General features: G+C 68.5%; 26 protein-coding genes. 8 read left to right on the top strand and 18 right to left on the bottom strand.

Annotated features, from left to right (window positions below):
• Nucleotides 1-9: 9 nt before the first annotated feature.
• Together ACFXKA_RS05990 and ACFXKA_RS05985 are read right to left on the bottom strand one after the other, a co-directional pair.
• Nucleotides 10-546 carry a DUF1697 domain-containing protein gene (locus ACFXKA_RS05990; RefSeq protein ID WP_379426308.1) on the bottom strand — a complete coding sequence of 179 codons (537 nt, stop codon included), beginning with the start codon at nt 544-546 and terminating at the stop codon, nt 10-12.
• Between the two features lie 32 nt (nt 547-578).
• Nucleotides 579-1,325, bottom strand: a complete 747-nt coding sequence (locus ACFXKA_RS05985) for an acyltransferase (protein ID WP_354835156.1) — start codon at nt 1,323-1,325, stop codon at nt 579-581.
• Between the two features lie 139 nt (nt 1,326-1,464).
• Here ACFXKA_RS05985 and ACFXKA_RS05980 point away from each other — a divergent pair, with 139 nt between their 5' ends.
• The 4 genes from ACFXKA_RS05980 (at nt 1,465) to ACFXKA_RS05965 (ending at nt 5,286) form a co-directional block, all read left to right on the top strand.
• Nucleotides 1,465-2,802, top strand: a complete 1,338-nt coding sequence (locus ACFXKA_RS05980; RefSeq protein WP_379426307.1) for a PQQ-binding-like beta-propeller repeat protein — start codon at nt 1,465-1,467, stop codon at nt 2,800-2,802.
• 122 nt (nt 2,803-2,924) lie between these two features.
• Nucleotides 2,925-3,725 (top strand): ABC transporter ATP-binding protein, encoded by an 801-nt coding sequence (locus ACFXKA_RS05975; protein ID WP_379426306.1) that lies wholly within the window; start codon nt 2,925-2,927, stop codon nt 3,723-3,725.
• A gap of 8 nt (nt 3,726-3,733) precedes the next feature.
• A complete protein-coding gene (locus ACFXKA_RS05970; RefSeq protein WP_354835150.1) occupies nt 3,734-4,495 on the top strand; it encodes an ABC transporter permease in 762 nt (253 codons plus the stop codon).
• A 14-nt stretch (nt 4,496-4,509) separates the two neighbouring features.
• Complete coding sequence (locus tag ACFXKA_RS05965) at nt 4,510-5,286, top strand: MerR family transcriptional regulator (RefSeq protein WP_379426305.1); 777 nt, start codon at nt 4,510-4,512, stop codon at nt 5,284-5,286.
• A gap of 4 nt (nt 5,287-5,290) precedes the next feature.
• Here ACFXKA_RS05965 and ACFXKA_RS05960 read toward each other — a convergent pair whose 3' ends face one another.
• Complete coding sequence (locus ACFXKA_RS05960; RefSeq protein WP_379426304.1) at nt 5,291-5,725, bottom strand: hypothetical protein; 435 nt, start codon at nt 5,723-5,725, stop codon at nt 5,291-5,293.
• 68 nt (nt 5,726-5,793) lie between these two features.
• Here ACFXKA_RS05960 and ACFXKA_RS05955 point away from each other — a divergent pair, with 68 nt between their 5' ends.
• The gene (locus ACFXKA_RS05955; protein WP_354835144.1) at nt 5,794-6,255 is read left to right on the top strand and encodes a MarR family winged helix-turn-helix transcriptional regulator; all 462 of its coding nucleotides are present in this window, start codon (nt 5,794-5,796) and stop codon (nt 6,253-6,255) included.
• Between the two features lie 3 nt (nt 6,256-6,258).
• On the opposite strand, the gene ACFXKA_RS05950 is transcribed toward ACFXKA_RS05955, so the two are convergent.
• Complete coding sequence (locus ACFXKA_RS05950; protein WP_354835354.1) at nt 6,259-6,693, bottom strand: MarR family transcriptional regulator; 435 nt, start codon at nt 6,691-6,693, stop codon at nt 6,259-6,261.
• Nucleotides 6,694-6,818: 125 nt separating this feature from the next.
• Here ACFXKA_RS05950 and ACFXKA_RS05945 point away from each other — a divergent pair, with 125 nt between their 5' ends.
• Both ACFXKA_RS05945 and ACFXKA_RS05940 read left to right on the top strand, forming a co-directional pair.
• Nucleotides 6,819-7,844, top strand: coding sequence for an SMP-30/gluconolactonase/LRE family protein (locus ACFXKA_RS05945; protein ID WP_379426303.1), 1,026 nt, complete (start codon nt 6,819-6,821; stop codon nt 7,842-7,844).
• A gap of 11 nt (nt 7,845-7,855) precedes the next feature.
• Nucleotides 7,856-8,254: a PPOX class F420-dependent oxidoreductase gene (locus ACFXKA_RS05940; RefSeq protein WP_379426302.1), complete on the top strand. Its 399-nt coding sequence runs from the start codon at nt 7,856-7,858 to the stop codon at nt 8,252-8,254.
• A 33-nt stretch (nt 8,255-8,287) separates the two neighbouring features.
• Here ACFXKA_RS05940 and ACFXKA_RS05935 read toward each other — a convergent pair whose 3' ends face one another.
• From ACFXKA_RS05935 to ctaD, 12 genes are all read right to left on the bottom strand, one after another.
• Complete coding sequence (locus tag ACFXKA_RS05935) at nt 8,288-9,577, bottom strand: class I SAM-dependent methyltransferase (protein WP_379426301.1); 1,290 nt, start codon at nt 9,575-9,577, stop codon at nt 8,288-8,290.
• A gap of 18 nt (nt 9,578-9,595) precedes the next feature.
• Nucleotides 9,596-10,573, bottom strand: coding sequence for a class I SAM-dependent methyltransferase (locus ACFXKA_RS05930; protein ID WP_354835136.1), 978 nt, complete (start codon nt 10,571-10,573; stop codon nt 9,596-9,598).
• Nucleotides 10,574-10,620: 47 nt separating this feature from the next.
• A complete protein-coding gene (locus ACFXKA_RS05925; protein ID WP_354835134.1) occupies nt 10,621-11,388 on the bottom strand; it encodes an enoyl-CoA hydratase-related protein in 768 nt (255 codons plus the stop codon).
• 55 nt (nt 11,389-11,443) lie between these two features.
• Nucleotides 11,444-12,298, bottom strand: coding sequence for an NUDIX hydrolase (locus ACFXKA_RS05920; RefSeq protein ID WP_379426300.1), 855 nt, complete (start codon nt 12,296-12,298; stop codon nt 11,444-11,446).
• A gap of 70 nt (nt 12,299-12,368) precedes the next feature.
• Entirely contained in the window at nt 12,369-12,815 is a 447-nt protein-coding gene (locus tag ACFXKA_RS05915; RefSeq protein WP_379426299.1) for a hypothetical protein, read from the bottom strand.
• A gap of 107 nt (nt 12,816-12,922) precedes the next feature.
• Nucleotides 12,923-13,756, bottom strand: coding sequence for an ABC transporter ATP-binding protein (locus ACFXKA_RS05910; protein ID WP_354835130.1), 834 nt, complete (start codon nt 13,754-13,756; stop codon nt 12,923-12,925).
• 370 nt (nt 13,757-14,126) lie between these two features.
• A complete protein-coding gene (locus ACFXKA_RS05905; RefSeq protein WP_379426298.1) occupies nt 14,127-14,870 on the bottom strand; it encodes an aminoacyl-tRNA hydrolase in 744 nt (247 codons plus the stop codon).
• A gap of 25 nt (nt 14,871-14,895) precedes the next feature.
• Complete coding sequence (locus ACFXKA_RS05900) at nt 14,896-15,306, bottom strand: protease inhibitor I42 family protein (RefSeq protein ID WP_379426297.1); 411 nt, start codon at nt 15,304-15,306, stop codon at nt 14,896-14,898.
• Nucleotides 15,307-15,445: 139 nt separating this feature from the next.
• Nucleotides 15,446-16,675, bottom strand: a complete 1,230-nt coding sequence (gene serB / locus ACFXKA_RS05895) for a phosphoserine phosphatase SerB (RefSeq protein WP_354835124.1) — start codon at nt 16,673-16,675, stop codon at nt 15,446-15,448.
• A 180-nt stretch (nt 16,676-16,855) separates the two neighbouring features.
• On the bottom strand, nt 16,856-17,815 hold the full coding sequence (locus tag ACFXKA_RS05890) for an NAD(P)H-dependent flavin oxidoreductase (RefSeq protein ID WP_379426296.1): 960 nt from the start codon (nt 17,813-17,815) through the stop codon (nt 16,856-16,858).
• A gap of 132 nt (nt 17,816-17,947) precedes the next feature.
• The gene (locus ACFXKA_RS05885) at nt 17,948-18,223 is read right to left on the bottom strand and encodes a hypothetical protein (RefSeq protein ID WP_379426295.1); all 276 of its coding nucleotides are present in this window, start codon (nt 18,221-18,223) and stop codon (nt 17,948-17,950) included.
• A 166-nt stretch (nt 18,224-18,389) separates the two neighbouring features.
• The gene (ctaD, locus tag ACFXKA_RS05880; protein ID WP_354835118.1) at nt 18,390-20,126 is read right to left on the bottom strand and encodes a cytochrome c oxidase subunit I; all 1,737 of its coding nucleotides are present in this window, start codon (nt 20,124-20,126) and stop codon (nt 18,390-18,392) included.
• Nucleotides 20,127-20,326: 200 nt separating this feature from the next.
• Here ctaD and ACFXKA_RS05875 point away from each other — a divergent pair, with 200 nt between their 5' ends.
• Nucleotides 20,327-21,451 (top strand): ABC transporter substrate-binding protein, encoded by a 1,125-nt coding sequence (locus tag ACFXKA_RS05875; protein WP_379426294.1) that lies wholly within the window; start codon nt 20,327-20,329, stop codon nt 21,449-21,451.
• 309 nt (nt 21,452-21,760) lie between these two features.
• On the opposite strand, the gene nrdF is transcribed toward ACFXKA_RS05875, so the two are convergent.
• Nucleotides 21,761-22,723 (bottom strand): class 1b ribonucleoside-diphosphate reductase subunit beta, encoded by a 963-nt coding sequence (gene nrdF, locus ACFXKA_RS05870; RefSeq protein ID WP_379426293.1) that lies wholly within the window; start codon nt 22,721-22,723, stop codon nt 21,761-21,763.
• 244 nt (nt 22,724-22,967) lie between these two features.
• Entirely contained in the window at nt 22,968-24,344 is a 1,377-nt protein-coding gene (mgtE, locus tag ACFXKA_RS05865; RefSeq protein ID WP_379426292.1) for a magnesium transporter, read from the bottom strand.
• Between the last annotated feature and the right edge of the window lie 25 nt (nt 24,345-24,369).

Raw genomic sequence — 24,369 nt, 5'->3', positions numbered from 1 at the left:
CGCACGCGGTCAGGCATCCATCTTTTTCAGGGCCTTCTGGACGGTGAGGTAGGTGCGGGTGGTCATGTCCTTGCCCCAGGCCTTCTCGATGGTGGCCATGAAGCCGGTGGTGCTGGGGTCGGTGTTGTCGATGACGGTGAGCAGTGCGGCGGCGGGCTTGTCGTAGCGGACGACGCGGACCGGGGAATCCTCGGGGAAGTCGGGGATGGACTTCGGGTGCTCACGGACGAAGGTGACCGTCAGATAGGTTTCGCGGCCGTGGGCGAGGCCCGCGAAGGGATCGGAGTCGACCAGCGCCTGGAGTTGGGCGCGGCTGCGGATCAGGGTGCCGCCGGGGATGCCCAGTTCGGCGGTCAAGGCCCGCTGGATCTTCGATTCCAGGGCGGGCACGTTCGTGTCGTCGGACCGGAAGACCACATTGCCGCTGGCCAGCAAGGTGCTCACTTTTGCGAACCCGAGACCCTCGAATACACCGCGCAGTTTCTCGCCGCGCATGTTGGGGTTGGTCGGCATGATCCCGCGCAGGAAGGCGGCGTACTGGTGCATGGCCGTGAACCTACCTGCGCGGGGTGACAGCGTCAGGACGCGGCGATGCCGCTCTTCTTGCGTTCGATGTCGGCGAGCGCCGCCATGTGGGCGGCACGGGCCTCGGCAGCGGCGTCCCAGGTGTCCTTGCGGTTCTTGACCGCCCGGGCGGGAGCGCCGACGCAGATGGAGTAGTCGGGGTAGTCCCCCTTGACGACGGCGTGCGCGCCCAGCACGCAGCCGCGGCCGACCCGGGTGGAGCGCAGCACGGTGACCTTGGCGGCGATCCAGGTGTCGGGGCCGATGCGCACCGGGGACTTCACGATGCCCTGGTCCTTGATGGGCAGGTTGATGTCGTCGGTGACATGGTCGAAGTCGCAGATGTAGCACCAGTCGGCGACCAGGGTGGATTCGCCGATCTCGATATCGAGGTAGGTGTTGACGACATTGTCCTTGCCGAACACCACCTTGTCGCCGATCCGCAGCGAACCCTCGTGGCAGCGAATGGCATTACCGTCGCCGATGTGCACCCAGCGGCCGATCTCCAGCCGGCCCAGTTCCGGGGTGGCGTGGATTTCGACCCTGCGGCCCAGGAAGACCATGCCGCGCAACACCACGTGCGGATTGGCCATCTTGAACTTGAACAGCCGGTAGTAGCGCACCAGATACCAGGGCGTGTAGGCGCGATTGGCGAGAACCCACTTGAGGGACGCAGGGGTGAGGAAACGCGCCTGCTCCGGATCACGGCGGCGCGACCCCCGCCAACGCGAGCGCAACGGTGCGCCCCACATGCTCGTCACGAACTACTCCCTGTGTTCACCGGTCGTTTCAACGAGGGTATCCGCCCCCTTCACAGGGCGTGAAAGTAGGCTGTGCTCCGGCTGTAGCGGCCCGGCGAGAAACTACAGACTTCCGTACTGGCAGAAGGGACACCAGCAGGTGCGAAACGGCAGGCGGCGGACCGGACGTGAACGACGCACCCGCACCGGGGCGAAGGTGCTGGCCCTGGCGAGCGCCGGGCTGTTCACGCTGACCGCGTGCGCGTACGGCAGCACCAAGGTCGACGATATCGGCGTAGGCCCGGGCAAGGGGTGGCCGCTGGCCTTCCACGACGCGCACAACAGCGGGTCGAGCCCGGTCACCGGGTCGCGGAAGCTGGCGCTGAATTGGTCTCGGCCCGTGGGCGGTCCGGTCGCACAGCCGGTGACCATCGGCGGCGACGGGCAGCTGTACGTCACCACCCGCGCCAATGCCTGCAGTATTGCCTCGTTCCAGATGCCGACCGGGCGCAAGCGGTTCTGCAATCCGATGGGCCCCAGCGCCGTCGACGGCGGCTCCGCGGTGGACGGCATCGGCAATGTGTACGTCGGCGACGACGGCGCGGTGAACTCCTTCAACAATCTCGGGCAGCCGCGCTGGCGCACCCAGGCCGCCGGGACACCGGTGTCGGTGCAGTTCACCGGTGACGGAAATGTCCTGTCGGTGACCCAGTCCGGGCAGGTGGACGTGCTCAGCCGGCAGACCGGCGATCGGCAGGTGTCCACCTTCCAGCTGCTCGGCGAGCCCGACTTCCTGACCAATCCGTCGCTGAGCCGGCCGCCGGACCGGCAGGGCCTGGAGGACTGCGCAACCGGCGGGCCGCAGTGCCCGATCGCGAATGTGTCTGCGGTGGACCAGAAGTCGGGGCGGTTCTACGCGACGGTGTGGAAGCCGGGCGACAAGGCGGCCGCACTGATCGCACTCACCTACGGCGGCAAGGACGTTCACGTCGACTGGACCGCGCAGCTGCTCGAACAGGGCAGCGCCACCAGCCCGGCGCTGTCGGCCGACGGCTCCACGGTGTACGTCGGCGACAACACCAACCGCCTGATGGCCGTGGACGCCGCCACCGGTCACACCAAATGGGTGCAGGATCTGGGTTTCCCGGCCCGCGGCGGCATCTCGGTGGCCGACGGACTGCTGGTCCCCGCCGGCGACGAGGGGCATCTGGTCGCGCTGCGCGACAGGGGGAACAGCGCCGAGATCGCTTGGGAGCGTAAGGATCTGGAGCTGCGCGGGCGGCCGGTGCAGACGGCGGGCGGGACCGGGTACACGGTCGCGCCGATCGGCGACAAACTGACGCTGGTCACCTTCGACACGAAGACCGGCGCCACGGTGCAGTCGAACGAGCTGCCCGGCGCGGAGGGCACGACCGTGGCCACCGCCGTGGGCGATCAGGGCGAGGTCGTGGTGACCACCCGCATCGGCGAGCTGTTCGTCTTCAAACCCGAGAAGTGACGCCGCTTCGAACCCGAGAATTGACACCGTGTCCGGCTTGACCCTGACGCAGGGTCAACCCTCCATCCTGGTGCCAGGAGCCTCCCGGACCGACCGGACCAGCTCCGGGATGGAGAAGAACGATGACAACGGCCGAACCGATCACCGCCCCGGCGATCCGGGTGCGGGGTCTCGAGAAGTCGTACGGACAGCTCGAAGTGCTGCGCGGTGTGGACTTCGATGTGGAGCGGGGCAGCATCTTCGCGCTGCTCGGATCCAACGGGTCGGGCAAGACCACCACCGTGCGGATCCTGGCCACGCTACTGAAGGCCGATGCGGGAACGGTCGACGTCAACGGATTCGACGTCGCCACGCGGCCGGCCGACGTGCGCGAATCCTTCAGCCTCACCGGGCAGTTCGCGGCCGTCGACGAGATCCTCAGCGGGCGGGAGAATCTCGTCCTCGTCGCCAGACTGCGCCACCTCGCGCAGCCGGGCGCGATCGCGGATGACCTGCTCGAGCGCTTCTCACTGACCGACGCCGGCGCGCGGAAGGTGTCCACCTATTCGGGTGGGATGCGCCGCCGCCTGGATATCGCCATGAGCCTCATCGGGAATCCGCCGGTGATCTTCCTCGACGAGCCGACGACCGGACTCGATCCCGAGGCACGCCTCGAAGTGTGGCAAACGGTCGAGGAGCTCGCCGGCCACGGCACGACGGTACTGCTCACCACCCAATACCTCGACGAGGCAGAACAATTGGCCGACCGGATCGCGATTCTGCACCGGGGCCGGATCATCGCCGACGGCACCCTCGCGGAACTCGAGCGACTGCTCCCGCCCGCCACCGTGGAGTACGTCGAGAAGCGGCCGACGCTCGAGCAGATCTTCCTCGCCATCATCGGCGACGACGCCACCAGCGACGTCGCCGGCACAAACCCTTAGGAAAGACGATGCCTTCCAACTTCTTCGGCGACACCGCCGCACTCACGGGCCGGACCCTGCGGCATGTCACCCGCAGCCCCGACACCATCATCACCACCGCGATCGTGCCGATCGCCATGATGCTGCTGTTCGTCTATGTGTTCGGCGGCGCGATCAACACGGGCTCGGAAAAATACGTCGACTACATGCTGCCCGGCATCCTGCTCATCACGATCGCATCGGGCATCTCCTACACCGCGTTCCGGCTGTTCATGGACATCAAGAGCGGGATCTTCGAACGCTTCCAATCGATGCCGATCGCCCGGTCGGGCGTGCTGTGGGCGCATGTGCTGACTTCGCTGATCGCCAACCTGATCTCGCTCGTGATCGTGGTGGGCGTGGCGCTGCTCATGGGTTTCCGCTCGGGCGCCGGAGTGGCGGCGTGGCTCGCGGTCGCCGGGATTCTGATCCTGTTCACCCTGGCGTTGACCTGGCTCGCGGTGATCCCCGGCCTGTCGGCAGGGTCGGTCGAGGGTGCGGGCGCGTTCTCCTACCCGCTCATCTTCCTGCCGTTCGTGAGCTCGGCGTTCGTGCCCACCGCGGGTATGCCCGGGCCGGTGCGCTGGTTCGCCGAGCACCAGCCGGTGACGTCGATCGTGAATACGATCCGCGCTCTGTTCGCCCAGCAGCCGGTCGGCGACAGTGCCTGGACGGCGCTCGCCTGGTGCGCCGGAATCCTGGCCGTGGCCTATGGATTCGCGATGGTCACCTACCGCCGGAAGATCGCCTGAGGCAGGCTGAAGCCATGCTCACCATCAGCAGGCTGGCCGCCTACGCGGGGGTGACAGTGCGGGCGGTCCGCCACTACCACCGGATCGGGCTGCTGCCGGAGCCGGAGCGCGACCACTCCGGCTACCGCACCTACGACGCGGCGGCGGTGGTGCGGCTGATCCGGATCCACACCCTCGCCGCCTCGGGGGTGCCGCTGGCGCGCGTGCAGGAACTGCTCGACGCCGACCCGGAGGAGTTCGCCGAAGGCGTCCGGGCGATCGACAAGGAGTTACGCGCCGAGATCCGACGGTTGCAACAGACCCGGCAGCGGCTGGCCAAGCTGGCCGCCGGGGAGCAGCTGGCATTGCCGCAGAGCGTGGTCGATTACCTCGATCGGCTGCGGGGTCTCGGGGTCGAGGAGCGGTATATCGAGCTGGAGCGGGACGGTTGGATCATGATCGCCGCTCAGGTACCCGATCTGATCGACGCCGTGATCGCCAAGAAGCACGAGGAGCTGAACAACCCCGACATGGTGCGGCTCTACCAGCTCCTGAGTGGCGCGCTCGACTGGACGGTCGAGGACCCGCGGATCGTCGAGGTCGCGGACATCCTGGAGCGCTTGATGATTCACGCGACGACGGCCGGCGGGGGCGGCGGCCGATTCAGCGACCTGATGGACGACCATTTCGTCGACCTGATGGACACGACCATGCTCGAGACCTCGCCGGTCGCCGAGCGGCTCATGGCGATCCTGTCGGAGCGGGGTTGGAAGGGCTGGACCCGGGTCGAGCGGGTGCCGCCTCGGTCGTGAACCGCTACCGCAGGGTCAGCGCGAACGCGTCGACGTTCGCCGAGACGCGCTGCAGCAGATCGAGCAGCGTGCGGTAGTCGTCGGCGCTGAGGCCCTCGGTCACCGCCGTGCGTTGAATCCCGATGCGCTCCAGCAGTTTCGCGTGCGCGCCGATGCCGTCGAGGGTGAGGGCGTAGGTACCCATGGCATCGCGAACGACCCAGCCGCGGTCGAGCAGTGTGCCGACATATGGTGCGGCCGTAGGGTCCTGGGCGTTCAGGAACGGCGAGAGGGCCACATCGAGCGCGGTCGCGTCGAGTGCGCCACCGGAGAGGGTGTGCATGATCTGCCAGTGGCGGCGCAGCAGGCCCTCGGTGGCGAGCAGGGCGGCGAAGTTCTCTTCGAGGGTCTTGTCGATGTGCTTGAACCAGTAGCCGATCGGCTTCGGGGTGTCGGTCATGGCTGTCTCCAATCAGTTGTCACATTACATATATATGTACTTTAGCAAGTAATTGTACGATGGCAAGGGTGAAGGACAACGACCCCGCGATCGTCGCCATCGAGCGCGCCATGGTGGCCATCCGGCGCAGCCAGACCCGGCGTGCGCTCAGTAGATTCGCGGCCCGCGGGGGCGGACCGGCCGTCGATCCGACCCTCTTCGGCGTGCTCGACGCGGTCGAGGCGCGTGACGGGGAGGCCACCGTCACCGACATCGCGACCGCGCTGGGCGTGGATCAGCCCCGCGCCAGCCGCCTGGTGGCGCGGGCGGTCACCGAGGGCCTGCTGGAACGCCGTGCCGACCAGCACGATGCGCGCCGCATCCACCTGCAGCTGACGCCGGCCGCGCAGACCGCGCTGAACCGCGCCCACGCCAACCGCCAGGCCGTCTTCGCCGAGGCGACCGCGGCCTGGGGCGAGCGCGACCGCACCGAATTCGCCCGGCTGCTCACCAGATTCGTCGCCGACTTCGGCGCCGTCAGCGACCGTTAGCGATCAGTCCGGCCGCACCGAATCGAGCAGGGTGGCCGCACGCTCGAGCATGGACATGAGCGCCTCGCGCTCGGCATCGGTGAACTCCGCGGCCAGCGCGCGTTCGACCGGGACCGCCCGCTTGTCGGCGGCGTGCATGATGGTGCGGCCTTCCTCGGTGAGCCGGGTCTCGAGCACATTGCGGTGCCAGGCGTGCGGCGTGCGCTCGATGAGGCCGCGCTCGCGCAGATTGGTGAGCACCGTGTTCATGGTGGGCGGCGTGACGCCGCAGCGCCGGGCCAGCTCGGCCGCCGAAATGCCCGGGTTCTCACTCAGCACGTAGAGGGCCGCGTACTGCGGAATCGTCACGCCCGCGGGTTTGAGGGCGGCGTTCTTCGCACCCATCAGCGCCTGCTCAGCGCGCTTGATGAAGGTCCCCAGGCGTTCTTCGACCGGCATCGACGTCACCCCGGAATGATAGCTCACCCAGTTATTCGAACCTTGACGATCATTAGAGTTCTAATCTATCTTCGCTCTCACACTCAGATGTCATCTCTATCTACCGAGAGCGAAAGGTACGAACCATGTCCCACCCGATTCGCCGCTGGGCCGCGCCCGCGGTGACGGCGGCGCTGCTGCTGGCGTCGGCGGCGTGCAGCACCGGCGACGCGGCGACGCCGGGCGCCGCGCCCGACCACGACACCCCGGCGCCCGACCGCATCACCACCGCGTACGACCTGCCCGAGCGCGCGTATCCGGAGAGCATCACCGTCGATCCGCGCACCGGCGACGTGTACGCGAGCTCGTTCCTCACCGGCGCGATCTACCGGGCCACGCCGGGCACGACCGCGGCCGAGACCTTCCTGGCCGCGGGCGCGGACGCACGCCGCACCGCCAACGGGGTGAAGGTCGATGTCGCCGGGCGGCTCTGGGTGATCGACCACACCGCGGGAATCACGGTGTACGACACCGGGACTCGCGCCGTGCTCGCCCGCTTCGACGTCCCGGCCGCCGGGCAGCCGTTCGTCAACGATCTGGCCATCACCGCGGACGGCAGCGTCTATGTCACCGACAGCGTGCGGAACGTGGTCTACCGCATCGGACCGGACCAGCTCGCCGACGCACTCGCACACGACGGGCACGGCGGCGAACTGCGGGTCTACCTCGACCTCGGCGCGGCCAAGGACCCGGCCGCACGGAATCCCATGACCCTCAACGGCATTGCCGCCGACGACGCGGGCCGGTATCTGATCGTGGTCGACATGACCAACGGCGACCTCTACCGGGTCTCGACCGGACCGCAGCCGACCGTGCAACGGGTCGAGCGCACCGGCGGCGACGCGGTCGACGGCGACGGCCTGGAACTGCGCGGCGACACCCTGTGGGTGGTGCACAACAAGGGGAACGCCGTGTCCCGCTGGCGGCTCGGCGACGACGGCGCGAAAGCCGAACTGCAGCACCGCGTCACCGACCCCGCACTCGACATCCCCACCTCGATCGTGCACACCGGCGGCCACGCCCTGGTCACGGTCTCCCAGTTCGACAAGAACGGCCCCTACGGCAACGGCGTCCCCGCCGGCTTCCGCATCGTCGAGATCTCCCAACTCTGAAGGAGCACACCGTGACCCACCCCGTCATTCCCGAGAAGTACACCGACCTGCTGACCCGCCCGCTGTTCGCGCACCTGGCCACCCTCAATCCGGACGGCACCCCGCAGGTCACCCCGGTCTGGCAGATCTGGGACGGTGAGTTCCTGCGCTTCACCACGACCACCACTCGCGCCAAGCACCGCAATACCTCTCGCGACCCGCACGTGGCGGTGAGCATCAATGATCCCGAGGCTCCCTACCGCTACCTCGAGGTGCGCGGCGTCATCGAGCGCATCGACACCGACCCCGAGGGCGAGTTCTTCGACGTCCTGGCGCAGCGGTACGGTCTGGCCTACGACAAGCCCGTCGGCGACCATCCGCACCGAGTCGTCCTCGTCATGCGGCCCACCCACGTCAGCTATCAGGGCTGAAACAGCGCGAGCTACCGGGGCGGAGACGCCGCGTCAGGGCGTGGCGCAGAGGAAAACCGTTGCCGCCCGGCCGATCCGGGTGACGACCAGCGTATGCGGCTGGGAGCCTCGCGGTTTGAGCCGGGCACGGAGCGCATCCGGATCGATATCGACACCGCGCGCGAGGATCTCCAGCGGACCGCAGTCGCGCCGATGCAATTCCGCCCGTAGCGGCTTCTCCCGGAATTCCATGCGGTCCAGCACCCGGAACCCCCGCACACCCTCCGGAACCCGGTCACCGGTCAGGTACGCGATGCGCGGATCCAGCTGCCACAGCCCGTGTTTCGCGGCGTAGTGCCGCACCAGCCCCGCACGGACGACCGCCCCGTCCGGGTCGATGATCCACTGCCCCGGCTCACGCTCGGGGATATCGTCCGGGTCGGCATCGGTGAGTGTCCAGGGGGCGGCAGTGGACGAGAGCACGGTCGCACGACGGGTCACGCCCGGCTCCGCCAAACCCGGCGACCACAGGCAGGCTTCCCGCACCGCCCCGTCGAGCGAGACGACTTCGATCTCCCCGGCCCACCCGAGCTTGTCGAAATCCAGTCCGGGAGCGCACTTCACGGCCAGCTCCCGCCCGGTATACGCCGCGAGCAGATCCGGCAGCGGCGGCTGCAGCTTCGCCGGATCATGCGTCCGCCGCCCATCCGCCCGCCGCGCCGGATCGGCGATCACGACCTCAGCGGTACTGCACGGCACCAGCGCATCCGCCTTGACCAGCACCACATTTCGCGCCTGCGCCCGGCCGCGCGCCGCAGTGGATACGCTGCCGATCGTCGATGAGGCGCCACGTCCCTGCCCGGCAGGGCTTGCATCCCCGTGGTGGATCGCATCGCCGTCCGAGCGGGAATTCACCAGCGGCACACCGAGATTGTGCCGAGCCATCGCGAGACGTACGTCGTCGAGGTCGCTGCCGATCACGGCGGGGCAGACCTCGGCCAGGGCGGCCAATTCCGCGCCGACGGAGCAGGTGACATCGTGGACCGTGCGGCCTGCCAAGCGCTGGGCGCGGTGGCGAGCTACGGCCGACGGGGTGGCCTGCTGGAGGGCGTCGTCGGTGAAGAGCCACTCCCCCGCGCCGTCGAGTTTCGCTGTCGCGCGGCGGCGCAGGCGGACCGTCTCCACGAGGGCGGGGGCGTGGTCGCCGTGGTCGCGGCGGAGGCGCTCCAGGTCCTTGAGGAGCGAGGCGGGGGTGAGCGCGAAATCGCCTACCTCGGCCAGGGCGGCCGCGCCGGCCGGACTGGCGAGGTAGGCGATGTCAGCGCGAGAGAAGGCGTAGCCCACGGGGATTCGTGGACCGGCCTACTTGGCGGAGGCGCCGGGCTTCACGCCGGTGATCATGGCGTTGTAGAAGAACTGGCGGGGCACCACGTGGCGCAGCACCTTCTCGTCGAGGGCCGAGAACGCCAGCCACGCCTTGTACTGGGCCATGCGGTAGCGCCAGGTCAGCTTCTCGTCCGGGACGGCGGCCTCGAAGGTGCGCACCGGCCAGCCCCACAGGGCGGCGGCGAATTCCTCGGTCTTGGCCTGCACCTCGACGGCGCCGGCGCTGCGGGCCATGCGCTCGAGGTCGGACGGGTCGAAGGTGTGCAGGTCGACGACGGCCTCGAGGGCGGCGGCGCGGGAGGACTCGTCGAGCTCCTCCTGCGGGCGACGCCAGTCGCTGAGGAACGGCAGCTTGGTGATCTCGGTGGTGATCTTCCAGGTGATCTGGCCCAGCTTGCGGGCGTAGAGATTGCCGATGGTGGTCGGCTCACCTGCGAACACGAACCGGCCGCCCGGCTTCAGCACGCGCAGGCACTCCTTGAGCGCCAGCTCCACATCCGGGATGTGGTGCAGCACGGCGTGGCCCACGACGAGGTCGAAGGTGTCGTCCTCGTAGGGGATGGTCTCAGCGTCGGCGACCCGGCCGTCCACGTCCAGACCCAGGTTCTGGCCATTGCGGGTGGCGACCTTGACCATGCCCGGGGACAGATCGGTGACCGAGCCGCGCTTGGCGACGCCCGCCTGCATCAGGTTCAGCAGGAAGAAGCCGGTGCCGCAGCCGAGCTCGAGGGCCCGGTCGTAGGGCAGCTCGGCACTCGGGGCGACGGCGTCGAAGCGGCCGCGCGCGTACTCGATGCAGCGTTCGTCGTAGGAGATGGACCACTTGTCGTCGTAGGTCTCGGCTTCCCAGTCGTGATACAGGACCTGGGCGAGCTTGTTGTCGCTATACGCGGCCTGGACCTCCGCCTCGGTGGCGTGCGGGTTCGGCGCGGGGTCTTCAGGACCAACTGTCATGCAGGGCAGCCTAATGAATACCCCGGTGAACGGTGTTATCGGGCTGCTTAACGGCCGGTGAACCGGGCCGCATCCGGACCGTCGACCAAATAAGAACGTGTTCCAACCTGCTGATCTGCGGTGCCGAACAGATCCGCCCACTCACGACGCGCGCGATCGTGGCCGTGCGTGCCCGCCTCGAACACCCGCTTGGCAGCGCCCAGGGCCGCGCGCGGACCATCGGTGAACTGCTTCGCCCACCGCAGGGCGGCGGCGAACACGTCGTCGGGCGCGACCACCTCGTCGACCAGCCCGAGCGCCGCGGCCTCCTCCGGATCCACGAACCGGCCGCTGTACACCAGGTCCTTGGCGTGCGAGGGACCGATCAGCAGGCTCAACCGGCGGATACCGGCCAGCGGGATCAGCCCGGCCTTGATCTGCGGCAGGCCCAGTTTCACGTTGTCGCCGATGACGCGTCGGTCCGCGGCCAGGGCCAGCTCCAGCCCAGCGCCGAGGGCGTATCCGCTGATGGCGGCCACGGTCGGCTGCGGCAGCCGGGCCAGGCACCCCAGCGCCGACTGGAAATCGCCGGCCATGGCCTGCGCCTGCTCGGGGGTGAGCCGGGCCAGTTCGGCCAGTTCGTCACCGGCGGAGAACACCCGCTCGTCGCCGTAGACCACCACGGCCGCGATCGACGCGTCGGCCGCGATCTCCTCGGCGGCCGCCGCCACCTCCAGCGCCACCTGGAGATCGATCAGATTCATCGGCGGGCGTGCGATGCGGAGCACGGCGACATGCTCCGCCACACCCCGGTCCACGGTCACGAATTCGGCCACAGCCGATCACCCTACTTCGAGCCCCGGGCACCGGGACGCCCCGCCCGGGCGGGCGCTACTCGGGTCGCTGCGAACCGCGGATACGCGAATTGTCGGGCAGCTCGGCGAAGTAGCGGTCGGCGTGCGGGAACGCCAGCGCCGGACCGCCGCCCGACGGGTCGTACACCGGCATGATCGGGGTGATGTCCCGGCCGGCCGCGAGAATCTCGGCGGTGGAGGCGAATTCGTCCAGCGCCGCGAGCTGGGTCCAGGTCGGCGGCAGCAGCACGTCCACGCCCTCGCGCCAGCGGCCGATGGCCTCGGCGGGGGTGCACCAGGCGACCACCTCGGCCTCGGAGGTGGCGCCGTCGGCGAGCTGACCCTCCGGCAGCACCGCGACGAAGAAGCGGGTGTCGTAGCGGCGCGGCTCGATCACCGGGGTGATCCAGTTGTCCCACGGGCGCAGCAGGTCGGCGCGCAGCACCAGGTTCTCGCGGGTGAGGAATTCGGCGAAGGACAGCTCGCGGCGTTCCAGCTGCCCGCGCGCTTCGGCGTAGACCGCGGTGTCGCTGACGACGCTGTCGGCGGTCGGTCCCGCCAGCAGCACCCCGCACTCCTCGAAGGTCTCGCGCACCGCCGCGCAGACCAGCGCCTGGGCACGGCCGGCGTCGATGCCGAATCGCTCGGCCCACCAGGCGGGTTCGGGTCCGGCCCAGTCCAGTGCGATGGACGCGTCGGACGGGTCGACGCCGCCGCCGGGGAAGACGGTCATGCCGGCCGCGAAGGCCATGCCACCCACTCGACGCTGCAGGAACACCTCGGGCCCGTGCGCACCGTCGCGCACCAGCATGACCGTGGACGCGTCCTTGACGGGCGCGACCGCGGGCTGGGATTCGGACTGGGCCATTGCTTCGCTCACCTTTCGCACCATAACCGTTGCCCCGGCTAAGCGATACCACGCGCTGCGGGTTCGCCGGTCACTCGGCCACATGGACTGATGGTCAGTCGGTCACACGGACTGATCCGGTGCGGGTTTCGATGACGGCCCGACCGGCGTCATCGCGGCGGGTCCAGGTGCCCTCCACCTTGCCATTGCGATAGTCCTGCACCTGGCTGATCACCGCGCCGGTGTCGTCGGTCCAGGTAACCAGGAAGATGCCAGCCGCGATGGACGCAACCGCGACCGGCGTGCTCGACCGGCTTCCGGTATCGGCGGCGATAGCGGTCAGGGTGCGCCCGTCCGCCGAGAAGACAATGGTGCCGCCCGCGCCGCTGTCATAGCTGAGCTGCACCGTTCTACCGTTCAGGTCCGACGGGACCGTGGCCCGGCCCAGGGTCTCCGCGGCGTGCGAATTCGAAACCCGCTGGGCGGCCGGTGGATCGGCCACGCAGCCGGTGGCGACGACCGCGATGGCCAGAATCGTGATGGCGCCGATGTTCCGGCCCACAGCCAGCTCCCTCCATCCGCGGCAGTTGCGGACAGTTTGCCCGGCGGTGGCGGCGGATGCAATCGCAGCGCGCCGCGGTCCGCGAGACAGGTTGCGGGAGGCAGCTTTCAGCGGTTGCGGTGCCGCCCGAAGCGCTGGCTGCGGCGCGCGAAGTAGCGCCCCTCGATACGGTCCAGCTGAATCGACTGGCGGAACGCGTCACTCAGGTTCTCGGAGGTCAGCACATCGGTGAGCAGACCCTGCGCGACCACACTGCCCTCATTGAGGAGCATGCCGTGGGTGAAGCCCGGCGGAATCTCCTCCACGTGGTGGGTGACCAGCACGGTGGCGGGCGCGTCCGGATCGGCGGCCAGATCGCCGAGCCGCTCGACCAGCTCCTCACGCCCGCCCAGATCCAGTCCGGCGGCCGGTTCGTCGAGCAGCAGCAGTTCCGGATCGGTCATGAGCGCCCGGGCGATGAGCACCCGCTTGCGCTCCCCCTCCGACAGCGTCCCGTAGGCGCGATCGGAAAGGTGTTCCGCGCCCAGGCTTTCCAGAATGTCGACGGCCCGGTCGGTGTCCATGTCGTCGTAGCTCTCCCGCCAGCGGCCCATCACCGCGTAGCCGGCCGAGACCACCAGGTCGGCGACCTTCTCGTCGAGCGGCACCCGGCTGGCGATGGCGGCCGAGGACAGGCCGATGCGCGGGCGCAGCTCGTTGATGTCGACCCGGCCCAGGGTCTCGCCGAGCAGGTTGGCGACCCCGGAGGTGGGGTGCATCTCGGCGGCGGCCATGCGCAGCAGCGAGGTCTTGCCGGCGCCGTTGGGGCCGAGCACGACCCAGCGCTCGTCCAATTCCACCTGCCAGGTGACCGGACCGACCAGGGTATGTCCGGAACGTCGGACGGTGACGTCGCTGAAATCGATGAGCAGATCGGGATCCGGTTGCGGCACGGGGTCCATCTTGGCCCACCACCCGGGACGCTCGTCAACGTGGTGGGAAAACTCGGTGCGTGTCCTCCCCGGAATTGCGATGGCGATAAGCGATTTCGTGTGCGCCACCATCGAATTCCGACGGTTCGCGCTCCGGGTCCGCCAACCCGCGGTCCCGCGCATCCGCCCGGGTGGACCGGAACATGCGCGCCAGAATGAGTGCCGCCGGGACCGAGAGCGCCGCCCACACGATGAGAACAACCAGCAGTGTTGTCATTTCGGTGGTTTCCTTTCGAGGAAACGTGAATCGATCCTTGCCGACCCGTCCGGGGAAGTCGATATGCACTGCCCATATAGGTCAGTGCGCCGACCATCCGGTTTCGCTAGTGCGACATCCGCACTAAGCCACCGCGATCACGGTCGTCGACCCCGGTGCCACCTCGGTGAAACCGGCATCGCGCACCGCCACCGCGCTGCCCTCGGCCACCCGCCGCTGCAACTCCGCCCAGCGGCCCGGATCGGCCTCCGCGACGGTGCACCGGAATCCCTGTGCGGCCCACGCATACGCCCGCTGCGCCGGCAGAGCGCCTGCCAGCAACATACTGGCATGCCCTACCTGTGCCGCGGCCTTCCCTACAGTCATACCCAGTTCCGCGTTCACCCATAGCACCGGAGATTCCGGATCGATTGCGATCTCCTCCGTGACGGGCAGCTCGGTGCCGCTGATCTGGAGGCGCCGGATGCGCGGATCCACCTCGCCGACCGGTCCCGGCACCAGTGCCCGCGCCTGCGCACCCGCGAAATCGACTGTGACACCGTCGACTTCCTGCGCCGCCAGCCACTGCGCCCCGCGCGCCCGCCGCGCCACCTTGCGAATACGCGAGCGTTTCCAGGTCAGATAGCGCTCCTCCCACTCCCCATCGGGCCCGACCCGCTCGTCGAGGCACAGCGCCACCACCGCCGAAGCGGCGGCTGCCAGAAGTGCGCTGCGCGCCGGTGGATCGTTCTTCGGAATGTGCAGCACCATCTGCATGGCCTGCACGAGCGCCGGGTCCGCCGGATCGCCTCCGCCGCCATATCCCCGCGCCAATTCCGCGTGCCTGGCCACGAAACCGGCATCGATGGTGGATCCGACGCTCGACACAACCACTCCTACACAACTGTTCGGGCTAATGAACCGTCAGGTTCAGGGTGAAGCTCTCGGCCGGCTCCACACCCTGTTCCCAGGCTCGCTTGTATTCCAGGCGCAATCGGGTGGAACCCGCAGCGACCGCCACGAAATTCGACACCGATCGACCGCCGACCCCGACCTTGCCGTCCGGATTCGGGTCCGGTTCGTATTCCGGCGAGCCGTTCTGCCTCACCACGTTCTGATCCAGACCGCCCAGCATCCAGGCGTACCCGGTGGTCGGGTTGGCCTCGAGGGTGATGATCAGTCCCTGGCCGACCGCGAGACTCACGTCCTTGCCGTCGGAGTCGGCGCCGACTCGCACCGGCTCGTGCTCGGACGAGGTCGAATTGCCGCAGCCGGCCAGCGCCAGCGCGGCCATCACCACTGCCAGCGGCATACGCACGCGCACGGACTCTCCTTCGGTCGTGACCGGACTCCCCGACCACGGTACCGAGAGCGGAGCTGCGAGTGCCGCAACCGGATTGGACGCGTTGCCGGCCTCAGCGCGGCAGGACCCATACGCCTCAGCGCGGCAGGACCCATACGCCTCAGCGCGGCAGCGGCACCCGGCGGATGCCGCCGTCGCGGGCATCGGCCGCCTCGACCTCGTCGCGGGTGACGCCCAGGATGAACAGCACCGCGTCCAGGAACGGATGCGACAGCGCCGCGTCGGCGACCTCGCGCAGCGCGGGCTTGGCATTGAACGCGATGCCCAGCCCGGCGGCATTGAGCATGTCGATGTCATTGGCGCCGTCGCCGACCGCCACGGTCTGATCCATGGCCACCCCGGTCTCGGCCGCGAATCGGCGCAGCGCAACGGCTTTCGCCTCCCGGTCCACGATCTCCCCGACCACCGCGCCGGTCAGCTTGCCGTCGCGGATCTCGAGGGTGTTGGCCTGCACGAAGTCCAGTTCCAGTTCGTGCGCCAGCGGCTCGATGACCTGACGGAAACCGCCGGACACCACGCCGCAGCGGAAACCCAGGCGGCGCAGGGTGCGAATGGTGGTGCGGGCGCCGGGGGTGAGCTCGATCCGCTCGGCGACCTCGTCGATGACCGAGGCGTCCAGCCCGGCCAGCGTCGCCACCCGCTGACGCAGGGATTCGGAGAAGTCGATCTCGCCGCGCATGGCCGCCTCGGTGACCTTGCGGACTTCCTCCTCGACACCGGCGTGCGCGGCCAGCATCTCGATGACCTCGCCCTGGATCAGGGTGGAGTCCACGTCGAACACGATGAGCCGCTTGGCCCGTCGCGCCAGGCCCGCCTTCTCGACGGCGACGTCCACGCTCTCCTTGGCGGCCACCGTGGCCAGCGCGGTGCGCAGCTCGGTCTCGGCGTCCGCGTCGGCGGTGGGGACGGTGACCATGAGTTCCAGGCCGGTGACCGGATAGTCGGCGATGCCGCGAATGGAGTCGATGTTCACCCGCTGCGCGGCCAGCTTGCGCGCGATGGCGCTGAAGGCGCGGGCGGTGACCGGCGAACCCAGCACCACGACCGCGTGGGTGGACAGCTTGGCGCCCGAGACGGCGCTCGCCCCGATCTCCACATCGACATCCATGCCGATGGACGCCATGGCGTCCTCGAGCTGATCCTGCAGCGCTTCGGGATCGGTGGGACACGACACCAGCACACCCAGGGTGAGCCGGCCGCGAATCACGACCTGCTCCACATCCAGCAGACTGACCGCGCTATTGGCCAGGGCGGCCAGCAGTACCGATGTGACGCCCGGCTTGTCGGGTCCGGTGACCGTGACCAGAACCGTCGTGTCAGACGCGCTCAATCGATAACTCCGTTCCATGCGACTGCCTGTCCCGCCCGGCATGCGGCGGCAGCTCATTCTGTCAGGTCGGCGCGAACGGGACCGCGCCGACCGCCGCCGACGGTGGCGGGCATCACGCTGCCCGAGGTCAGCGACCAGGCCACCGGAGGTCAGGGCGACCGCCGACCGAGAGCCGGTGCGTCAGCGACCGAGCAGGCGTGCGGCGCCCGAACACATTTCGGTCAGTACGTCGGCGACCGGGCGCACCGCGGTGACCAGGCCGACGCCCTGCCCGGCGTCGACCGGGGCGATACGCGGGTCGTCGGCGGTATTGGCGGCGGTCAGCTCGGACCGCGCGGCGGTGTCACCGGCCAGCTCGCCGAGGTGGTCGTGCCAGCGGGCGGTGAAGTCGTTGCGCAACACCCGGGCCGGAAAGCGTTGCGGCCAGGGCAGTTCCATGCCCACGTCGAAGGTCCGCGTCACGATGGTGTCGGTGTCCTCGGCCGCGAGCAGGGCCCGGCGGCCGCCCGGCGACAGCAGCGATTCGGTACAGGCGGCCAGGGCGGTCCCCAGCCACACTCCCGAGGCTCCGGCGGCCAGCATCGCGGCGACCCCGCGCGCCGACCCGATTCCACCGGCGGCCAGCACCGGACCCGGCACCGCGTCGAGCACGGCCTCCAGCAGCGGCAGCGTCGCCAGTTCGGGAGCGCCGTGCCCACCGCCCTCCAGACCGCGTGCCACCAGGACATCGATGCCGGCATCGTGCGCACGCCGGGCATCGTCGACGGTGTAAACCTGTGTCGCCGTGCGGATTCCGGCGGCACGAGCCCGATCGGCCCACGACAGGTCGGACCCGAAGCTCACCGACAGCAGCGCGGGTGCGGCCGAGAGGGCGAGCTCGAACAGCCCGGGACGGGCGGCCGTCACCCAATCCACCAGACCGATCCCTACCGGACCGGCAGCGTCGGCGACATGCGGCAGTTCCCGCTCGAGGGCCTCCACCGAGCCCGCGCTCCCCATCCCGATCATGCCCAGGCCACCGGCCGCCGCGACCGCCGCCGCCAGCCTGCCACCGGCAACCCCGCCCATCGGCGCGTTCACCACCGGCAGCCGCAGCCCCAGCGCACGCGACCACTCGGTGGGCAGTCCCGTTTCCGACATCGCTCCCGGATCCTCCATCAGCCAATAGCAACACATCGCGCATGGCGCCAGGCCGTCGCTCCGGCCCCGACGCGGGAGGGCCGGATCGTCGGCAGGCGCAGAATGCGCTGGGCGGCATGCTCCTCGTGGTGGTCACGAGCCCGGCCGTGCGCCGAGAATCAGCAGCGGATTGTGGTGCGTCGCGCCGGCGGACACCGGATCGGCGCTGAGCCGTTGGTACCAGACCAGATTGGTGATCAGCGCGATGAGACGGGAGAGCGCCCAGGCCGCGCAGCCGCCGAGCGCTCCGATGGGGACGGCGAGGGCCGCGATGAACAGCATTCGCGGGGTCGCGGTGAAGTCGGTCAGATGCCCGACATCGCGGCGCGCGGTCGCGCTGGTTCCCGGCCGCCGCCGACCCGCAATCATGCACATGACAACTGTTGCACAGTGCGCGCGTCTGACGGAAGCCGGGCGGCCCTACGAGCGGGAGATACGAGTGCGGGACGCCCGAGGTCGGGTCGGCCCTCCCTCTCCGAAAACAGCGCGGCACCCGTCCTCAGACGGGTGCCGCGTCGGTGTTCAGGTGTCGAGACTAGCTGGAAACCTTCTCCAGCTCCTTGACGGTGTGGGACTTGGAGCCCCAGCCGACATGGGCCTCCGCGCGCATGCGCTCGACCATGTGCGGGTAGTGCAGCTCGAACGCGGGACGCTCGGAGCGGATGCGCGGCAGCTCGTAGAAGTTGTGCCGCGGCGGCGGGCAGGAGGTGGCCCATTCGAGGGAGTTGCCGTAGCCCCACGGGTCATCCACGGTCACGACCTCGCCGTAGCGGTAGGACTTGAAGACGTTCCAGATGAACGGCAGCATCGACGAACCCAGGATGAAGGCACCGATCGTGGAGATGGTGTTCAGGGTGGTGAAGCCGTCCGAGGGCAGGTAGTCGGCGTAGCGACGCGGCATACCCATGTTGCCCAGCCAGTGCTGCACCAGGAACGTGGTGTGGAAGCCGACGAAGGTGGCCCAGAAGTGCCACTTGCCGAGGCGCTCGTCCATCATGCGGCCGGTCATCTTCGGGAACCAGAAGTAGATGCCCGCGAAGGTGGCGAACACGATGGTGCCGAAGAGCACGTAGTGGAAGTGCGCGACCACGAAGTAGGTGTCGGACACGTGGAAGTCCAGCGGCGGCGAGGCCAGGATGACACCGGACAGACCACCGAAGAGGAAGGTCACCAGGAAGCCGACCGACCAGAGCATCGGGGTCTCGAAGGTGAGCTGACCGCGCCACATGGTGCCGATCCAGTTGAAGAACTTCACACCGGTCGGAACCGCGATGAGGAAGGTCATGAACGAGAAGTACGGCAGCAGCACGGCACCGGTGGCGTACATGTGGTGCGCCCACACCGCGATGGACAGCGCCGCGATACCCAGCGTCGCGTAGACCAGCGTGGTGTAACCGAAGATCGGCTTACGGCTGAAGACCGGGAAGATCTCCGACACGATGCCGAAGAACGGCAGCGCGATGATGTACACCTCGGGGTGGCCGAAGTACCAGAACAAGTGCTGGTAGAGCAGCACGCCGCCGTTGGCCGGGTCGTAGATGTGGCCGCCCAGGTGACGGTCGTAGGCCAGGCCGAACAGGGCCGCGGTGAGCAGCGGGAAGGCCAGCAGCACCAGCACCGAGGTGACGGCGATGTTCCAGGTGAAGATCGGCATCCGGAACATGGTCATACCCGGGCAGCGCAGGCAGACCACGGTGGTGAGCATGTTGACGCCACCGAGGATGGTGCCCAGACCGGAGACGGCCAGACCCAGGATCCACAGGTCGCCGCCGACGCCCGGGGAGTGGACGATGTCCGACAGCGGGGCGTAGGCGGTCCAACCGAAGTCGGCCGCGCCACCGGGGGTGATGAAGCCGGCGGTCGCCATGGTGCCGCCGAACAGGTACAGCCAGTAGCTGAACGCGTTCAGACGCGGGAAGGCGACGTCAGGGGCGCCGATCTGGAGCGGCAGGATGATGTTGGCGAAGCCGAACACGATCGCGGTCGCGTAGAAGAGCAGCATGATCGTGCCGTGCATGGTGAACAGCTGGTTGAACTGCTCCGGCGACAGGAACTGCATGCCCGGGCGCGCCAGTTCGGCGCGCATGAGCAGCGCCATGATGCCGCCGACCATGAAGAAGGACATGGCCGTCACCAGGTACATGACGCCGAGAACCTTCGGGTCCGTCGTGGTGACCATCTTGTAGATGAACGATCCCTTCGGACCCGTCCTTTGAGGATAGGGCCGAGCCGCCTCCACAAGGCTGGCCGGCCGCGGTTCTACGGCAGTCACGAAACCTCCACAGGTATGCCATCGTTCGTACGCTGCTTCCGGCGTCCGGTTCGGCACATGACGAACGACGGTGGCTTGCGCTGTGACAGATCGTAAACCGTGTTCCGGCAGCGCTCGCTCCGGGTCCTACTCTGTGTCGTATTTCGGCGGCGCCGGTGTCGTAATTGGGAGTCGCCGGGCACGGCTGTAGGCTGCCCCGCATGCCGGTGCGCGAGTCCGCTTCCACCCGAAACACGTTCGCCTCCACCTTCTCTCCCCTGGTCGCTCCCCATTGGCGATCCTTGCGGCATTTGCGCAGTGTGGGATTGGTCTCGGCGGCCACGTTGCTGACAGTGGGTCTGGTCGCAGGATGCGGCAAGACCGATGACAACTCCGCCTCGATCGTGCGCACCACCACGAATATCGCGGGTGCGGGTGTGGTCGGGATCGAGCGCGACACCTCCAAGGCGTGCCCGCTGCCGTCCGGCCCGGACTCGGCCGCGGGCACGAAGACCGTCGCCCATGCCGCGGGCACCTCGGAGGTGCCGGCCGATCCCAAGCGCATCGTGGTGCTCTCCACGTCCGCCCTGGACGCCACCTGCGCGCTGGGGCTGTGGGAGCGCGTGGTCGGCGCGACCACGCTGGCCGGTCCCGCGCCGCAGCCCGGTTACCTGGGCACCGGCGTCATCGATATTCCCTCGGTCGGCCCGGCGGGCAATCCGGATCCGGCGAAGATCGCGGAGCTGAAGCCGGATCTGATCATCGGCCCGGCCTCCGACAGCTCGCACTACGACGCATTGAAGGGCATCGCCCCGACGGTGCTGGTCGGTGCGGAGAACGGCTGGCAGGCCACCTTCACCGGTTTCGCGGAGGCCATGGACCGCAAGGCCGCCGGAGTCAAGGCGCTCGACGACTACCGCACGGCCGCCAAGGACACGGGCGTGGCCGCCAATGCCGCCCTCACCCAGGCGTCGGTGATCCGCTTCGAGCCCGATGTCATTCAGGTGCAGGGCGGCAACAGCTTCGCCGCGCAGGTGCTGGGTGACGCGGGCGTGCAGCGGCCGCAGCCGCAGCGCGGGGACTCCTTCGACGTGACCAGCCTGAGCAGCCAGGATGCCCGCAACCGGATCGAGGGCGACCTCATCTTCCTCATGTTCGACGGCAAGGAGGGCCTCGACTACGGCAAGTCGATCATGAAGGGCGACAACTGGAAACAGCTCGCCGCCGTGAGCGACCGCCGCGAGTTCGCCGTCGACGACACCATCTGGCACGGCAGCGGCATCACCGCCGCCCGGGCCCTGCTCGACGACGTCCGCAACAACCTCAACGGATACGTCACCGACTGAGCGCGCTCCCCCGCCTCCCCGGACCTTCCGCGCGCGGCAGAGAGCCGTCAACCGTTGGGCACGCGTGCCGGCGGTTGGGGAGCAAACCGATTCTGGTCGTACCCGGTGAGTTACCCCGACCGTTGCGAAATCAGTTGCTGCGGTCGGCAAACGGCCCCGAGCGAATCTATGCCCGGGGCCGTTTGCCATGTCTGACCGTGGGGAACACCCGTGATCACGAAAAGTTCACGATCTCGCTGGTGAACTTCGCGTTCGGCGCTCGGCCGGGTGGCGACTTCCCCGCGTCATCGGGTCGAGCGCCGCGACTTGTCAGAACTCCCAGTCCTCGTCTTCGGTGTTGACGGCCTTGCCGATGACGTAGCTGGAGCCGGAGCCGGAGAAGAAGTCGTGGTTCTCGTCGGCGTTGGGCGAAAGCGCCGAGAGGATGGCCGGATTGACGTCGCACTCGTCCTTGGGGAACAGGCCCTCGTAGCCGAGGTTCATCAGGGCCTTGTTGGCGTTGTAGCGCAGGAACTTCTTGACGTCCTCGGTGAGGCCGACCTCGTCGTAGAGGTCCTGGGTGTACTCGACCTCGTTCTCGTACAGCTCGAACAGCAGCTCGAAGGTGTAGGCCTTGAGCTCCTCGCGCTCGGCCTCGGAGACCAGCTCGAGGCCCTTCTGGTACTTGTAGCCGATGTAGTAGCCGTGCACGGCCTCGTCGCGAATGATCAGGCGGATCATGTCGGCGGTGTTGGTGAGCTTGGCCCGCGAGGACCAGTGCATGGGCAGGTAGAAGCCGGAGTAGAAGAGGAACGACTCCAGCAGGGTGGAGGCGATCTTGCGCTTGAGCGGGTCCTCGCCGTTGTAGTACTCCAGCACGATCTCGGCCTTGCGCTGCAGGTTCCGGTTCTCCTCGGACCAGCGGAAGGCCTCGTCGATCTCGCGGGTCGAGCACAGCGTGGAGAAGATCGAGCTGTAGCTCTTGGCGTGCACCGACTCCATGAAGGCGATATTGGTGAGCACCGCCTCCTCGTGCGGGGTCAGCGCGTCGGGGATGAGGCTGACCGCGCCGACCGTGCCCTGGATGGTGTCGAGCAGGGTGAGGCCGGTGAAGACCCGCATGGTGAGTTGCTTCTCATTGGCGGTCAACGTGTTCCAGGACGGGATGTCATTGGAGACCGGGACCTTTTCCGGCAACCAGAAGTTGCCGGTGAGCCGATCCCAGACCTCGGCATCCTTCTCGTCCTGCACGCGGTTCCAGTTGATCGCCGTCACCCGATCGATCAGTTTCACGCCCGCTCACACACCCTTCTCAGCTCACCGGACCCTGCGGAATTCCCTTACCCTGAACACTACTACTGGTAGGTGACATCCCCACGCAGCACAAGAAGTTGTGTCTTCACGTGTCCTCGCGCTGTCCTGCGAGGATGCGAGAAGGGGATGGGCAAGCACGCCACCGACTGCAGAAAATTACAGCGGTGCAATCCGTCACAGCGACCCGGGGTCGGCGTGTCCGAACCAGCCCCAAGTTTGCCGATCAGATGCCCAGTACTAGTTTCGCGGTCGTGAAATAGATGACCAGCCCCGTCGCGTCCACCAGCGTGGTCACCATGGGCGCGGAGATGACGGCCGGGTCGATGCGCAGTTTCTTGGCCAGCAGCGGCATGGTTCCGCCGATGGTCGCCGCCCAGGCGCAGATGATCACCAGTGCGATGCCCACCACCACGGCGATCTTCACGCCCACGAACAGCGTGCCGATCACCATGCCGACCGCGGCCAGCATGCAGCCCAGCAGCAGCCCGACCCGGCATTCCCGCCAGATCACGGCGAACAGGTCCGAGACCCGGACCTCACCGACCGCGAGCGCGCGCACGCAGGTGGTCGCGGCCTGGGCGCCCGCATTGCCGCCGGACCCGATGAGCAGGGGGATGAACAGCGCCAGGTGCGCGGCCTGTTCGAGGGTCGGCTCGAAGAAGTTGGTGACGGTGACGGTCAGGGTCGCGGCGACCAGCAGCAGCATCAGCCACAGGGCGCGGTAGCGGGCCAGCTGGAACACGCCCGCGGCCATGTAGTGCCCGGACCACGGGGTGGTGCCGGCCTGCCGGGCCATGTCCTCGGAGTCGGCGGCCTCGATGACCTCGACGGCGTCATCGATGGTGAGCAGGCCCACCAGGCGGTCCTCGCTGTCCACCACCGGCAGGTTGATCAGGTTGGCGCCCTGCATGAGCCGGGCCGCCCGCTCCGCCGAGTCGGTGGCGCGCACCGAGACCGGTTCGGCCACAACCAGATCCGCGATCATGGCGTCCGGTGAGCCGAGCACCAGATCGCGCAGTTCGACCACGCCGATCAGGCGGCGGCCCGCGTCCACGACCGGCAGCGTGTAGACGGTCTCGGCGGTGCCGCCTTTGGTCCGGACGGTCTGCAGCGCCTCGGTGACGGGCAGATTCCGCGGCAGCGCAACGACTTCCGGCGTCATGTAGAACCCGACCGACCCCTCCGGGTAGCCGAGCAGGGTGGCGGTCATGCGCCGTTCGCGCGGGCTGAGCCCGGCCAGAACCTTCTTGGCCACCTTGGCCGGCGCCTCGCGCAGCATGCGGGCGCGGTCATCGGGGTCCATGTCCTCGACAAGGTCCCGGAAGCTCTGATCGCGCAGGCCGGACAGGATCTGCTGCTGGTCGACGGGCTCGAGTTCCTCGAACACGGCCAGCGCGCGGTCCTTGTCGAGCAGCCGGAAGGCCATGCCGGCGGTGACCGCGTCCATGCGGGCCAGCTGCTCGGCGATGACGTGCGGCGGGTGGTTGTCGAGCCACTCCACGGCGGGGGTGAGGTGGCGGCGGTCGACGATGTCGCACAGCGAATCCCCTTCGGGGCGGCGCACATCGGAGACGACAGGGTGCAGGTCGGTCTGCGTCATGGCGGAGTCCTCGGCCGAACGGCGA

The sequence above is a fragment of the Nocardia sp. NPDC059228 genome, from assembly GCF_042754245.1.
Taxonomy (GTDB): domain Bacteria; phylum Actinomycetota; class Actinomycetes; order Mycobacteriales; family Mycobacteriaceae; genus Nocardia.
Note: the sequence above shows the minus strand (reverse complement) of the source record. Positions and strands in the feature narration are given on the sequence as shown.

Excerpts from the sequence above, each read along its gene's own strand:
- ACFXKA_RS05990 (WP_379426308.1), bottom strand. The coding sequence starts at position 546 with ATGCACCAGTACGCCGCCTTCCTGCGCGGGATCATGCCGACCAACCCC.
- ACFXKA_RS05975 (WP_379426306.1), top strand. The coding sequence starts at position 2,925 with ATGACAACGGCCGAACCGATCACCGCCCCGGCGATCCGGGTGCGGGGT.
- ACFXKA_RS05970 (WP_354835150.1), top strand. The coding sequence starts at position 3,734 with ATGCCTTCCAACTTCTTCGGCGACACCGCCGCACTCACGGGCCGGACC.
- ACFXKA_RS05965 (WP_379426305.1), top strand. The coding sequence starts at position 4,510 with ATGCTCACCATCAGCAGGCTGGCCGCCTACGCGGGGGTGACAGTGCGG.
- ACFXKA_RS05960 (WP_379426304.1), bottom strand. The coding sequence starts at position 5,725 with ATGACCGACACCCCGAAGCCGATCGGCTACTGGTTCAAGCACATCGAC.
- ACFXKA_RS05950 (WP_354835354.1), bottom strand. The coding sequence starts at position 6,693 with ATGCCGGTCGAAGAACGCCTGGGGACCTTCATCAAGCGCGCTGAGCAG.
- ACFXKA_RS05945 (WP_379426303.1), top strand. The coding sequence starts at position 6,819 with ATGTCCCACCCGATTCGCCGCTGGGCCGCGCCCGCGGTGACGGCGGCG.
- ACFXKA_RS05930 (WP_354835136.1), bottom strand. The coding sequence starts at position 10,573 with ATGACAGTTGGTCCTGAAGACCCCGCGCCGAACCCGCACGCCACCGAG.
- ACFXKA_RS05920 (WP_379426300.1), bottom strand. The coding sequence starts at position 12,298 with ATGGTGCGAAAGGTGAGCGAAGCAATGGCCCAGTCCGAATCCCAGCCC.
- ACFXKA_RS05910 (WP_354835130.1), bottom strand. The coding sequence starts at position 13,756 with ATGGACCCCGTGCCGCAACCGGATCCCGATCTGCTCATCGATTTCAGC.
- ACFXKA_RS05890 (WP_379426296.1), bottom strand. The coding sequence starts at position 17,815 with ATGTCGGAAACGGGACTGCCCACCGAGTGGTCGCGTGCGCTGGGGCTG.
- ACFXKA_RS05885 (WP_379426295.1), bottom strand. The coding sequence starts at position 18,223 with ATGATTGCGGGTCGGCGGCGGCCGGGAACCAGCGCGACCGCGCGCCGC.
- ACFXKA_RS05875 (WP_379426294.1), top strand. The coding sequence starts at position 20,327 with ATGCCGGTGCGCGAGTCCGCTTCCACCCGAAACACGTTCGCCTCCACC.
- mgtE (WP_379426292.1), bottom strand. The coding sequence starts at position 24,344 with ATGACGCAGACCGACCTGCACCCTGTCGTCTCCGATGTGCGCCGCCCC.